The following is a 12045-nucleotide window of genomic DNA, read 5'->3' as shown; positions in this document are numbered from 1 at the left end:
CTTAGAGCAGCCCCTCCAGGCGCCGCCGCAGCTCATCCAGTTCAGGATTCGATTCCGATTCGGTCTCCAGTCCCTGGCGTACTGGCTCCACAGCCTGCTGCCCAGCCATGGCGTCGTCAGAACCAGCGTCGTCTTGCCAATTGCTCACATCGCGGTTGCTCTGAGGCGGTGCCATAAACAGACGCTCCTCATCGTTGCTCGGCACAAAACCCGACTCGATCAAGCGAGCCTCATAGCCGGCCTCACGGCAAAACAGATCTACATCTTCTCGGTCAAGGGCCTCCACCGTGGGGACAGGAAAATCCTGGGCTTCCAGAAGACCGGCATAACGCTCGGCATCGTCGGGGTTCTCAAACAACAGAACCACCGTCCGTCCGGCGATTTCAAGCGAGTGGATGCCTTCGCTTTCCGTACCGGCATCAAAGAGCAGGACGTGGACGCGCATCGAGAAAACCGTCAGATCAACCGGTCCGGAGTCTCACCCATCGTCAACCACCCTGCTCAGATTCGCTCGCCAGTTCCTGAAGCCGCCGGTAGAGGGCCCGTTCCGCATCGCCCAGATCCGAAGGGATCACCACAACAATCTCCACCAACTGGTCCCCCCGCTCGTCATCCAGCTGCAGACCGCGCCCCCGCAGCCGCAGCAAACGTCCACTCGATGAGCCTGGAGGCACCTGCAGCGTCACGGGTCCATCCAGAGTCGGCACATCTACAGCACAGCCCAGCGCCGCATCCGGCGGGAAGAGCATCAACTTGTAGAGCACGCGCAGACCGTCAATCCGCAGCCCGTCGTCGGTCACAACCCGAAGCTGCAGGAAATGATCACGGCCACCGGGGGCAACGCCTTCAAGCCGCAGACGCCAGCCATCCCCTGCGAAGGGGGGTGTATTCAGCTCGATCATCGTGCCGTCATCGAGCGTCAGTTCCACCACGGTTCCCTGGAGCGCCTGCTCCGGGGTGAGATGAACCACTGACTCGAGATCTTCCACAGCACGCACCGGAGGCGGTGGCGGCGGTGCCGACACCGGACTTCGGAAAGGTGGATCGGGCTCTGCCTCAACCTCAGCGCCCGATCGAGCTGATCCGCCGCCGAAGATCACATCGAGGTAGTCCTCAAAATCAGGGAAGCCCTGCGCGAAAGGATCGGCGACATCCGCGCTGGATCCACCCCCCTGCTGCCAGGCATCACGCCGGCGGGGATCGCTGAGCACCGCATAGGCCTCGTTGACCAACTTGAAGCGCTCCTCAGCAACGGGGTCATTGCTATTGAGATCGGGATGCCAGCGGCGTGCTTCCCGGCGAAAGGCCCGTTTCAGTTGCTGATCCGTGCAGTCGGCATCGACCCCCAGCAGAGACCAGTAATCAGGCTCAGCGGTAGAAGTCATCGTCCCAAGGTGCAGGATCACGACGGCTCAGACCACGGCCACGTTCACCCGGACGGCTGGGGGGACCCCAGGGGTCGTCGTCCCAGTCATCGGCAAACAACTCATCTTTGAGGGAGCCCAGTGTGTTGCGAATGCCCTGAAGCGGACTGCCATCGGCCTGACGTTCCGCCGACAGACGACGGTTCAACCCGAACAACGCCTCCTCCAGACCACTCACGCAGAGATCAAGCTCCTGAAGGTCGTCGTTAGCGAGGCAATCCTGCACGTCACGCATGGCCATTTCAACGGCCCGTTGCTGACGTTCGGCTCCATAGGGCCCCAACTCGAGCGAGGCATCCCGCAGCCGCCGTTCCGCCTGGGCAAGCAAGGTCTGAGCCCGGTTGCGGCGTTCAATCTGGTTGCGTTTGCGCCGGTCCTCGTCAGCTCTGGCCTCGGCTTCCGCCAGCAGAGCGGTCACATCCTCCTCGTTGAGGTTCGAGCCGCCCTGGATCGACACCGACTGCTTGCGCCCCGTGGTGCGGTCTGTGGCACTGACCTGCAGCAGGCCATTGGCATCAATGTCAAAGGCCACCTGCACCTGGGGCACCCCGCGCGGGGCCGGTGGTATCCCGGAGAGACGGAAACGACCGAGGGATTTGTTGTCAGTCGCCATCTGGCGCTCCCCTTGCCAGACATGAATTTCCACGGACGACTGATTGGCTTCCGAGGTGCTGAACACATCGGACTGGCGAACCGGAATCGGCGTGTTGCGCGGAATCAGCACCTTCATCAATCCACCGATCGTCTCCAGTCCGAGCGACAGGGGGGTGACGTCGTTGAGCAGCAAATCCCTGAGTTCACCGGTGAGGATTCCGGCCTGCACCGCAGCACCGATCGCCACCACCTCATCGGGATTCACCGATTGGCAGGGATCGATCGGCACCAGGGTGCGCACCAGCTGCTGCACCATCGGCATCCGAGTGGCACCCCCCACCAGCACGACGTCATCGATGTCGTCGGCCGCCCAGCCGGAGTCGCGTAGGGCCGCCTGAACCGGACTCAGCAGACGGTCGAGCAGATCCGGGCAGAGCCCTTCGAAGGTGGCGCGGTCCAAACGCGTCTCAATGTGAAGCGGCCCCTCGCTGCCGGTGGCAATAAACGGCAGCGAAATCGGTGTGCTCAGCACGCCGGATAGTTCCTGCTTTGCTTTTTCAGCGGCTTCCGTCAACCGCTGCAACGCCTGACGGTCGCGCCGCAAATCAACCTTGTGCTCCTCCTCAAAGGCATCGGCCAGCCAGTTGACGATGCGCTGATCGAAGTCGTTGCCGCCGAGTTGGGTGTCGCCATTCGTCGCCTTGACGTCAAAAACCCCGTTGGCTATGCGCAGCAGCGACACATCAAAAGTGCCTCCACCCAGGTCGAAAACCAGCACCCGCTTGACGGCGCTGCGATCAAATCCGTAGGCCAGGGCAGCCGCCGTGGGCTCATTGAGGATGCGCTCCACCGAAATCCCCGCCAAGCGTCCGGCGTCGCGGGTGGCTTGACGCTGCGCATCATTGAAATAGGCGGGGACTGTGACCACCGCGGCTTCTACCGGTTCACCCAGGTAGGTGGAAGCATCATCGACAAGCTTGCGAATGATGCTGGCAACCAGTTCTTCAGGCGCGTACTCCCGCTCGGTCACAGGGCAGGGCACCCGGACCTGTCCCTGTTCATTGGCACGCACCGTGTAAGGCACAGACAGGCTGCTGTCCTCCAGTTCGTCCCAGTCACGACCAACGAACCGCTTCAGGTTGGAAAAGGTGTTGCGGGGGCTGAGCACCAGCTGGCGCCTGGCCAGTTGCCCGACCAGCAGTTCCTGATCCTTGGTGTATCCGACAACGGATGGGGTGGTTCGTCCGCCCTCGGCATTGGCGATCACGTGGGGACGACCTGCCTCCAGCACAGCGACAACCGAATTGGTGGTCCCCAGATCGATTCCGACGATCCGCCCCATATCCCTGAAAACTTGATCCCCACGCTAACGGCAGGTCCAAATTGGCTCCAGCCCCCCCTCTTAAACCATTCTTGATGACCTCCAGCGGTTCGGGTCATACGTTGTGTAAGCACGCCCTTGGATGCATGTCCGACCTGGACAGTCGTTACTTGCTCCGAAGCCGTCCACCGGCGGAAAAGTTGGTGGACAACAGTTTCAGAAATCTCGCCATCGCCATGGCTTCCGTCGTGGCGATCGTTCTCTTCTCCATCCTTGTGGTCGTTTTCCAAGGGGGCCTGGATTCAATGGCCCGCTACGGCTGGCAATTTCTGGTCACCTCGGACTGGAATCCGGTTGACGATCAGTACGGGGCCGGGGCTGCGATCTACGGCACCTTGATCACATCTCTGCTGGCCTTGTTAATTGCGGTGCCCCTCGGGGTCGGCACGGCCATTTTCATCACCGAAAACATCATTCCCAAAGGGATTCGTGACGTGATCGGCCTGATGGTGGAACTACTTGCAGCGATTCCATCAGTGGTGCTTGGCCTCTGGGCCATTTTTGTGATGGAACCATTCATCAGGCCTGGTCTCGAACTTCTCTATCAACTGTTCAATTGGTTCCCCCTGTTCAGCACCCCGCCAATGGGTCCAGGCACCATTCCTGCAGTGTTGATCCTCGTAGTGATGATCCTGCCAATCATCACGGCGATTTCCCGTGATTGCCTCAATCAGGTCCCACCACAACTCCGCGAGGCGGCCTATGGGGTTGGCACAACACGCTGGGGCGCAATCATTAATGTAATTCTCCCTGCAGCGATTTCCGGGATCATCGGAGGTGTGATGCTTGCGTTGGGTCGTGCCATGGGCGAGACCATGGCCGTCACGATGATCATCGGCAATTCGAACAACTTCAGTGTGTCGCTGCTGGCACCCGGAAACACCATTGCGGCGATGTTGGCCAATCAATTTGGTGAGGCGGATGGTTCACAGGTGTCATCGTTGATGTATGCAGCATTTGTGCTGATTGTTCTGACCTTGTGCGTGAATATTTTTGCCCAGTGGATCGTGAAGCGTTTAAGCCTGAAGTACTGACATGACACAGACGCTCACCCACAACCAAGCCGGGTCAGTACCTGACCTCAGCTACAAGCCCTTTCAACGCAGAAACATCAGCAGCGGGGCACTCTCGTTCTTGGCGGCACTGTTTGCCGTCATCGCTGTCCTGCCCCTGATCCTGGTGCTGGGTTATGTGCTCATCCAGGGGGGCAGCAAGATCAGCCTGGCCCTGCTCACGCAACTTCCTCCGCCGCCAGGCCTCGAAGAAGGTGGCATCGCCAATGCCATCGTTGGAACCCTGGTTGTGTCGGCTATAGCTGCATTGATTGCCGTTCCAGTAGGCGTCGGAGGTGGCATTTTTCTGGCTGAATACTCCCGCTCGGGATGGTTCGCTCAGTTCATCCGATTTGGCACCAATGTGCTTGCCGGGGTGCCGTCGATCATCGCCGGTGTGTTCATCTACGGAACAATCGTCACCAGCCGAATTCTGTTCGGGAACGCCTATAGCGCCGTGGCTGGCGGCGCGGCACTAGCTGTGCTGATGATTCCCACAGTGATCAAAACAACGGATGAGGGCCTGAAGCTGGTGCCCGACGATCTACGTCGCGGTGCCTTGGGCGTGGGGGCATCCCGATTCATCACTATTGTTCGAATCACGCTCCCTGCCGCATTAACTCCAATTGCAACAGGGGTGGTTCTTGGCATCGCCAGAGCAGCAGGAGAGACGGCTCCCTTGATTTTCACGGCCCTGTTCTCACCGTTTTGGTCGGATCTGCTCACACCGGAAGGGATCTTCGCTCCCATCGCGACACTCTCCGTGATGATCTACAACTTCGCGATCATGCCTTACGAATTCCACAACGAGTTGGCCTGGGCCGCATCGTTTGTACTCGTGGTGATGATTTTAGCTCTAAACCTCTTCTCGCGCTGGCTGGCGCGAATTGCTGCCAAATAAACCACTTCCCACTTAAAACAATGACGATTCTTCAACAGCCTCAAGCCACCGAGTCCCACAACGAAGACGTCGCTCTTTCCCTTCAAAACGTCACGATCAGCTACGGTAATTTTGAAGCCGTCAAAAACGTCTATTGCGAGATTCCCCGAGGCAAGGTCACAGCCTTCATCGGCCCATCCGGCTGTGGAAAGTCAACGGTGCTTCGTTCATTGAATCGGATGAACGATCTGATCGAAAGCTGCTCACTTAGGGGAAGCATTCTGTTTGGGGGCGTTGACCTTTACGGGCCCAGGATTGATCCCGTGGAAGTGCGCCGCCGAATTGGGATGGTGTTCCAACAACCGAACCCATTCCCGAAGAGCATCTACGACAACATCGCCTTTGGCGCTCGCATCAACGGCTACGCGGGAGACATGGATGAGCTTGTTGAACGATCACTGCGCCAGGCGGCGGTTTGGGATGAGTGCAAAGACAAGCTGAACGAGAGCGGCTGTTCGCTGTCCGGCGGACAGCAACAGCGCCTTTGCATCGCCCGCACGATCGCGATCCAGCCGGAGGTAATCCTCATGGATGAGCCCTGTTCAGCCCTCGACCCCATCTCCACCTTGAAGATCGAGGAGACGATGCATGAGCTCAAGAAGAGCTTCACCATCGTGATCGTGACCCACAACATGCAGCAGGCCGTCCGTGTCAGCGACATGACTGCCTTCTACAACGCAGAGGCCGTTGAAGGCGGAACCGGAAAGGTGGGTTACCTCGTGGAATTCAACGACACAGACAAAATCTTCAACGCCCCCCAACAGCAGGCCACCCAGGACTACGTCTCTGGTCGTTTCGGCTGATCGTTCTGTCAGCGGGCCCCGACCAGGGCCCTAGTGGGCTTTTAAACCTCGAAAACGGCAAAAAAAATCCGGCCCTTAAGGACCGGAGAAGCGGAGAGCGAGGGATTCGAACCCTCGATAGAGTTGCCCCTATACAGCATTTCCAGTGCTGCGCCTTCGACCACTCGGCCAGCTCTCCACCGGCTAAATGGGGCAGGTGAGAATGTAGCAGGGCACTGCCAGATGACCTACATGCGTCCCAGCCACAGGATCACGATTCATTGGCGCCAGGAGGGTCGCACCATCAGCCACGACGTCCCTGAGGGGGACTACATCCTGCAGAGCTTTGAAGAGCAGGGAGACCCACTTCCCTTCTCATGCAGGAACGGATGCTGCACTGAGTGCGCCGTTCACGTGCAGAGCGGCAGCCTCGACCAGCGCGAAGCCATGGGTCTGTCGCAGGAGCTGAGGGCCAAGGGCTACGGCCTTCTATGCGTTGCCCGCGCCGTCGGCCCCCTGGAGGCTGAAACCCAGGATGAGGATGAGGTGTACGAGCTCCAGTTCGGTCGCCACTTCGGCAAAGGGCGCGTCACCGAACGAATTCCCCTTGAGGAGGAGTGAGCATGCAGGAATCGATGTGCAGCCGGGCCGCCTGCAAGGGCGGTCTCACCCCAAGCGAACTGGAGCGTCTTGTCGGCGTGGCCCGCTCAGCGGCCGATGCCGGCGGCCAAGAACTGATGCGCCATTACGGGCGCCTGTCGTCCATCGAAAGCAAAGGCCGCATCGGCGACCTGGTCACCAATGCTGACGTTGCGGCCGAGGGCATCGTCTTGAAGCTGCTGGCGGAGCAGACCCCTGAGATTGCTGTGCTGGCAGAGGAAAGCGGGGCAACCGGACAACAGGACGGCCTGAGGTGGTGTGTTGACCCCCTCGATGGAACAACGAACTTCGCCCACGGCTATCCCTTCTTTGCAACATCGATCGGGCTCACCATGGGCCAGCAACCGATTCTCGGGGCCATCGCTGTGCCCTTTCTCAAGGAGATGTACTGGGGAGCGCCGGGGATCGGAGCGTTCTGCAACCACAGCCCCTTGCAGGTGAGCAGCTGCGATCGGCTCGAGGACTCCCTGCTTGTGACCGGTTTCGCATACGACCGACACACCCGTCTCGACAACAACTACGCCGAGTTCTGCTGGTTCACCCATCGCACCCACGGCGTGCGCCGGGGCGGTGCTGCAGCGGTGGATCTGGCCTTTGTGGCCGCTGGCCGCCAGGACGGCTACTGGGAACGGGGCTTGTCTCCCTGGGATCTGGCAGCTGGAGTTGCGTTGGTGGATCTGGCCGGTGGAACCGTCACCGGGTATGGCCATCAACCCTTCGACCTCTCCAGTGGCCGGGTCGTTGCCGCTGGTGCCAGCCTGCATGCTGCGATCACCGATGGTTTGTCTCAGGTGAAACCACTGTCTGGAGCCGCTTTCGGTGCGCCCGAGGTCACGGCCATGGGATCCTGAGGCGTGGCCGAGAGGACGTGAGATGGCGCTGCAACCTGCAGCTGGCGCAAAGGATCTGAATCCACGTCAGGTGGAGACCAACCGACAGCTGACCGAACGTCTGGCGTCGGTATACCGCCTCTGGGGCTACGACGAGGTATCTCCACCCCGGGTGGAACGCCTTGCCACCCTGATGGCCGGCGGTGCCATCGACAGTTCAGACATTGTTCGTCTGGTGGCGGATGACCCCCTCGGGCTGCGACCAGAGATGACGGCATCCATCGCCAGAGCCGCCTGCACCCGATTTGCAGATCGCCAGAGACCGCTGCGGCTCTGGGCCTCCGGCACTGTGTTCCGCACCCGTTCCGCCGATGAGGGGGGACAGTGCATTGAAGAAAACCTTCAGAGCGGCGTTGAACTTTTCGGAGTCAGTGGCAGTGAGGCGGAGATGGAACTGCTCAGCCTGTTGATGGCCTCCATTCAGACCCTGGGGCTGCAGGCCAGTCAGAAGCCGAGGTTGCTGCTGGGCCACACCGCCCTGATGGATCTGGTACTCCGTCCCTTCAGCGGCACGTTGCGCGATCAGATCCGCACGGCACTGATCGATTTCGACCGATTGGCCATCGAGAGCTTCGATCTCGCCGAGGAAGAGAAGAGCAGGTTGCTCTCCCTGATGGACTGCCGCGGCACCGCCGACCAGGTGCTGGCGCAGCTCACCAGCCTCTGCGGGGAACAGCCGGTTTTCGAGGAGTTGCGTCGCCTCTGTGTCCATCTCGCCTTGGCGGCTCAGGCGCAGGCCGTGACCATCCAGCTCGACCCAACCTTCCAACCCCATTTCGAGCTGTACACCGGCCTGGTATTCCAGCTGGTCTGTGATGGCCGCAGTTCACCGGTGGTGATTGCCCGCGGCGGCCGCTACGACGATCTGGTAAGCCGTTGCGGCGCAAAGGATTACCGCGCCTTTGGCGCTGGGTTCAGTCTGGCGATCGACCCGATCCGCGAAATGATTTCGGACCTGGATGCTGCCGCACATCATCAGCCCGATGTTCTCGTTGCGTTTTCAACGGCCTCGAATCTGGAATCCGCCATGGAGCGTCAGCGCAGCTGGCATCAACAGGGACGAACAGCAGTGATGGCCCTTGAAGCATTGGCGTCCAAGCAGGAGGCTGAACAGCAAGCGAAGGCCCAGGGTGATCTGCAGCTGGATTGGGTCGATCCTTAGGATCCCGCTGTTCAGCAGGACCTCTATGGCTCATTCAATCGTCACTGACGTCTGCGAAGGCATCGCTGACTGCGTTGATGCCTGTCCTGTGGCCTGCATTGACCAAGGAGAAGGGAAGAACAAAAAGGGAACCGACTTTTACTGGATTAATTTCGACACCTGCATCGATTGCGGCATTTGCCTTCAGGTGTGTCCCGTTGAAGGGGCCATCGTTGCCGAAGAGCGTCCTGACCTCCAGAAGACGCCCTGAACCAGAAGGAGGTACGGAGACCCCCATGAAACAGCCGTTGAGCCGGGGTAAAACCTGTCCCTAATGTCTGGTTTTTCGCAGCAAAGGAATGGCGGTGCTGGAGGAACAGGGTCAGATTCAGATCCACACCGAAAATATTTTCCCGATCATCAAGAAGGCCGTTTACTCCGGCCATGAGGTGTTTCTGCGGGAACTTGTCAGCAATGGGGTGGACGCCATCAGCAAGCGCCGGATGGCCGCCATGGCTGGCGATTGCAGCGAAGGGGACGACGGCGCCATCCGGATCACTGTGGATCGGGAAGCCAAGACGGTCACCATCAGCGACAACGGCATCGGCATGACCGCCGATGAGGTGAAGCGCTACATCAATCAGGTGGCCTTCTCCAGTGCCGAAGATTTCCTGGAGAAGTACAAGCAGGAAAACGACGCCATCATTGGCCACTTCGGCCTGGGCTTCTATTCCAGCTTCATGGTGGCCGAGCGGGTGGAGCTGCTGACCCGTTCAGCCCGGCCCAACGCTGAAGCCCTGCGCTGGAGCTGTGATGGTTCCCCGAACTTCAGCCTCACTTCCGCCGAGAAAGACCAGCCCGGTACGGACGTCATCCTTCATCTGATGGAGGACGAGCTCGAATATCTCGAACCGGCTCGGATCCGCACCCTGATCAACACCTACTGCGACTTCATGGCAGTACCGGTGCAGCTGGAAGGGGAAACCATTAACAAAATGGATGCCCCCTGGCGCAAAACCGCCAGAGATCTGAGTGATCAGGACTACATCGATCTGTACCACTACCTGTATCCCTTCCAGGGCGACCCCCTGCTTTGGGTTCACCTCAACACCGACTATCCCTACAACCTTCAGGGCATTCTTTTCTTCCCCAAACAGACCGGTCGTGCCGACTGGGAGAAGGGGGAAATCAAGCTGTATTGCAACCAGGTGTTCGTCAGCGATTCGATCAAGGAGGTCGTGCCGCGCTATCTGTTGCCCCTACGGGGGGTGATCGATTCGCCCGACATCCCCTTAAACGTGAGCCGTAGCGCCCTGCAGACCGACCGACGCGTTCGCTCCATTGGCAACTTCGTCGCCAAAAAAGTATCCGACCGGCTGCGGATCCTCAAAAAGGAGGATCCCAATAGCTACGCCGAGGCTTGGGATGCTCTGGCACCCTTCGTGAAGATCGGCGCCATGGAGGACGAGAAATTCGCCGAGCAGGTGTCTGAATTAATCCTGTTCGCCACCACCGCTGCAGCAGGGGACGGGGACGACGCTGACCCGATCGCCTGCGAAGGCCGTGCCTTCACCACCCTGGAGGGATACCGCAGCCGACTGGTCGCTGATCAGAACAAGCGCGTGCTCTACAGCACCGATGACGTTGCCCAGTCCGGAGCACTCAACCTCTGGACCTCCCAGGGCGCGGAGGTGCTGAAGCTGGAGACGGTAATCGACACCCAGTTCATCCCCTGGCTAGAGCATCGCCATGAGGAACTCACCTTCCAGCGTGTCGATTCGGAACTGGACGAGAGCCTGAAGGACAACGATGTCGAACTCACCGATCAAGACGGCACGACGGAGTCCGACCGACTGCGGGATCTGATCAAAGCGGCACTGGCCAACGACAAGGTGGACGTTCAGGTGCAGGCACTGAAAGCCGAAGGGGCACCACCAGCGATGATCCTTCTGCCGGAACAAATGCGCCGGCTGAACGACATGGGCGCCTTGATGGACCAACGCCTGCCGGGCCTTCCCGAGCATCACGTTCTGCTGGTGAACCGTCGTCACCCCATTGTGGAGGGGATGCTGAAGTTGCGTGCCGGGGGCGTATTAGTAGGAGCGGCGGAAACGTCTCCAACCGCAAGCCTGGCCGAGGATGTGGCGTGCCATCTGTATGACATGGCGCGGCTGGGCGTCGGGGGGCTTGAGCCCAATGAGCTGGCCGGATTCCAGACCCGCAGCGCTGAATTGATGGGTGCCCTAATGCAGAGGGGACTTTGAGCTGAAGACCTTTTGCTAGGTTGATTCTTTGGAACTGGTCTCTCGGCTCCAAACAACCTCTCAGTAGAAGGACATCGTCATGTCACGGGTGTGTCAGCTCACCGGTACTCGCGCCAACAACGGCATGGCCGTGAGCCATTCCCACATCCGCACCAAGAAGTTGCAGCAGGCCAACCTGCAGCAGCGTCGCCTCTGGTGGGCGGAAGGCAACCGCTGGGTGAAGCTGCGTGTCACCACCCGCGCTCTGAAAACCATCCAAAAGAAAGGCCTGGGCGCCTATGCCAAGTCTCTGGGCATTAACCTGGCCAAGATCTGAGATCATGAACGGGTGAATCGGCGGGAATTATTAGTCAAGTCCGGCCTATTCCTTGCAGCCCTGAGCCTTTCACCCTCGAGGGCTTCGGCCCTCGGGGGTGTTGTTTTGGAAACGGGCACGACCGTTCCCGATTTTGATCTGCCCGGATCCAGCCAGTCCGAACCCGATCGGAAGCAATGGGGCAGCCGTGATCTTCGCGGCCGTTGGCTGGCGGTTTACTTCTACCCAAGGGATTTCACCGGGGGATGCACGATCGAAGCCAGGGGCTTCGAAAGCCTCCACTCCGACTTCCTTCAGGCTGGGGCCGAGGTCATCGGCATCAGTGCTGACAGCGTTGACGACCATGAATCTTTCTGTGAAAGCGAGGGGTTGAGCTTCCCCCTGCTGTCCGATCCAGACGGAACCGTGAGCAAGGCCTACGGGTCCTGGATGGCGCCATACTCACTACGACACACCTTCCTGATCGATCCCGAAGGAGTCTTGCGTGAGCGTTGGGTGGCGGTTCGACCCAACGCTCACGCCCGGGAGGTGCTGGATTCGTTGAGGTCTTTTCAGAAGACAGCCACCGTTTGACAAAAAAGGCCTTTTGCTGAAAGGTGGA

General features: G+C 59.7%; 13 protein-coding genes and 1 tRNA gene. 10 read left to right on the top strand and 4 right to left on the bottom strand.

All coding sequences use genetic code 11. The annotated features are described in order from the left end of the window. Position 1 precedes the first annotated feature (1 nt). The 3 genes from FZZ85_RS02505 to dnaK are packed head-to-tail and all read right to left on the bottom strand — an operon-like array spanning position 2 to position 3360. The gene (locus FZZ85_RS02505) at positions 2–445 is read right to left on the bottom strand and encodes a DUF3110 domain-containing protein (RefSeq protein WP_226411867.1); all 444 of its coding nucleotides are present in this window, start codon (positions 443–445) and stop codon (positions 2–4) included. 43 nt (positions 446–488) lie between these two features. After that, positions 489–1385 (bottom strand): DnaJ domain-containing protein, encoded by an 897-nt coding sequence (locus FZZ85_RS02500; RefSeq protein WP_226411865.1) that lies wholly within the window; start codon positions 1383–1385, stop codon positions 489–491. Further along, positions 1369–3360: a molecular chaperone DnaK gene (dnaK, locus tag FZZ85_RS02495; RefSeq protein ID WP_226411863.1), complete on the bottom strand. Its 1992-nt coding sequence runs from the start codon at positions 3358–3360 to the stop codon at positions 1369–1371. Before dnaK ends, FZZ85_RS02500 begins: the two co-directional genes overlap by 17 nt. 125 nt (positions 3361–3485) lie before the next feature. Here dnaK and pstC point away from each other — a divergent pair, with 125 nt between their 5' ends. From pstC to pstB, 3 genes are read left to right on the top strand one after another with little or no spacing between them, the layout of a single operon-like run. Next, positions 3486–4433, top strand: coding sequence for a phosphate ABC transporter permease subunit PstC (gene pstC, locus FZZ85_RS02490; RefSeq protein ID WP_226411861.1), 948 nt, complete (start codon positions 3486–3488; stop codon positions 4431–4433). A gap of 1 nt (position 4434) precedes the next feature. Next, complete coding sequence (gene pstA, locus FZZ85_RS02485; RefSeq protein ID WP_226411859.1) at positions 4435–5352, top strand: phosphate ABC transporter permease PstA; 918 nt, start codon at positions 4435–4437, stop codon at positions 5350–5352. Between the two features lie 20 nt (positions 5353–5372). Further along, positions 5373–6194: a phosphate ABC transporter ATP-binding protein PstB gene (gene pstB, locus FZZ85_RS02480; protein ID WP_226411856.1), complete on the top strand. Its 822-nt coding sequence runs from the start codon at positions 5373–5375 to the stop codon at positions 6192–6194. 91 nt (positions 6195–6285) lie between these two features. On the opposite strand, the gene FZZ85_RS02475 is transcribed toward pstB, so the two are convergent. Beyond that, a tRNA-Ser gene (locus FZZ85_RS02475) sits at positions 6286–6372 on the bottom strand. A gap of 53 nt (positions 6373–6425) precedes the next feature. Here FZZ85_RS02475 and FZZ85_RS02470 point away from each other — a divergent pair. The 7 genes from FZZ85_RS02470 (at position 6426) to FZZ85_RS02440 (ending at position 12017) form a co-directional block, all read left to right on the top strand. Further along, the gene (locus FZZ85_RS02470) at positions 6426–6794 is read left to right on the top strand and encodes a 2Fe-2S iron-sulfur cluster-binding protein (RefSeq protein WP_226411973.1); all 369 of its coding nucleotides are present in this window, start codon (positions 6426–6428) and stop codon (positions 6792–6794) included. Between the two features lie 2 nt (positions 6795–6796). Continuing rightward, positions 6797–7684: an inositol monophosphatase family protein gene (locus tag FZZ85_RS02465; protein ID WP_226411971.1), complete on the top strand. Its 888-nt coding sequence runs from the start codon at positions 6797–6799 to the stop codon at positions 7682–7684. Between the two features lie 22 nt (positions 7685–7706). Continuing rightward, positions 7707–8885: an ATP phosphoribosyltransferase regulatory subunit gene (locus FZZ85_RS02460; RefSeq protein ID WP_226411854.1), complete on the top strand. Its 1179-nt coding sequence runs from the start codon at positions 7707–7709 to the stop codon at positions 8883–8885. A gap of 25 nt (positions 8886–8910) precedes the next feature. Continuing rightward, positions 8911–9135: a ferredoxin family protein gene (locus FZZ85_RS02455; RefSeq protein ID WP_226411852.1), complete on the top strand. Its 225-nt coding sequence runs from the start codon at positions 8911–8913 to the stop codon at positions 9133–9135. A gap of 88 nt (positions 9136–9223) precedes the next feature. Next, positions 9224–11128, top strand: a complete 1905-nt coding sequence (htpG, locus tag FZZ85_RS02450) for a molecular chaperone HtpG (RefSeq protein ID WP_226411850.1) — start codon at positions 9224–9226, stop codon at positions 11126–11128. A 79-nt stretch (positions 11129–11207) separates the two neighbouring features. Then, positions 11208–11444, top strand: a complete 237-nt coding sequence (gene rpmB, locus FZZ85_RS02445) for a 50S ribosomal protein L28 (RefSeq protein WP_006850205.1) — start codon at positions 11208–11210, stop codon at positions 11442–11444. A gap of 12 nt (positions 11445–11456) precedes the next feature. After that, positions 11457–12017, top strand: coding sequence for a peroxiredoxin (locus tag FZZ85_RS02440; protein WP_226411848.1), 561 nt, complete (start codon positions 11457–11459; stop codon positions 12015–12017). Positions 12018–12045: the final 28 nt, after the last annotated feature.

Source organism: Synechococcus sp. MU1642 (assembly GCF_020514115.1).
GTDB lineage: Bacteria > Cyanobacteriota > Cyanobacteriia > PCC-6307 > Cyanobiaceae > Parasynechococcus.
Note: the sequence above shows the minus strand (reverse complement) of the source record. Positions and strands in the feature narration are given on the sequence as shown.

What these genes read in the sequence shown, in the direction of transcription:
- FZZ85_RS02470 (WP_226411973.1), top strand. Translation starts at nt 6,426, where the DNA reads ATGCGTCCCAGCCACAGGATCACGATTCATTGGCGCCAGGAGGGTCGC.
- FZZ85_RS02465 (WP_226411971.1), top strand. Translation starts at nt 6,797, where the DNA reads ATGCAGGAATCGATGTGCAGCCGGGCCGCCTGCAAGGGCGGTCTCACC.
- FZZ85_RS02460 (WP_226411854.1), top strand. Translation starts at nt 7,707, where the DNA reads ATGGCGCTGCAACCTGCAGCTGGCGCAAAGGATCTGAATCCACGTCAG.
- pstB (WP_226411856.1), top strand. Translation starts at nt 5,373, where the DNA reads ATGACGATTCTTCAACAGCCTCAAGCCACCGAGTCCCACAACGAAGAC.
- htpG (WP_226411850.1), top strand. Translation starts at nt 9,224, where the DNA reads ATGGCGGTGCTGGAGGAACAGGGTCAGATTCAGATCCACACCGAAAAT.
- FZZ85_RS02505 (WP_226411867.1), bottom strand. Translation starts at nt 445, where the DNA reads ATGCGCGTCCACGTCCTGCTCTTTGATGCCGGTACGGAAAGCGAAGGC.
- pstA (WP_226411859.1), top strand. Translation starts at nt 4,435, where the DNA reads ATGACACAGACGCTCACCCACAACCAAGCCGGGTCAGTACCTGACCTC.
- dnaK (WP_226411863.1), bottom strand. Translation starts at nt 3,360, where the DNA reads ATGGGGCGGATCGTCGGAATCGATCTGGGGACCACCAATTCGGTTGTC.
- rpmB (WP_006850205.1), top strand. Translation starts at nt 11,208, where the DNA reads ATGTCACGGGTGTGTCAGCTCACCGGTACTCGCGCCAACAACGGCATG.
- pstC (WP_226411861.1), top strand. Translation starts at nt 3,486, where the DNA reads ATGTCCGACCTGGACAGTCGTTACTTGCTCCGAAGCCGTCCACCGGCG.
- FZZ85_RS02455 (WP_226411852.1), top strand. Translation starts at nt 8,911, where the DNA reads ATGGCTCATTCAATCGTCACTGACGTCTGCGAAGGCATCGCTGACTGC.
- FZZ85_RS02500 (WP_226411865.1), bottom strand. Translation starts at nt 1,385, where the DNA reads ATGACTTCTACCGCTGAGCCTGATTACTGGTCTCTGCTGGGGGTCGAT.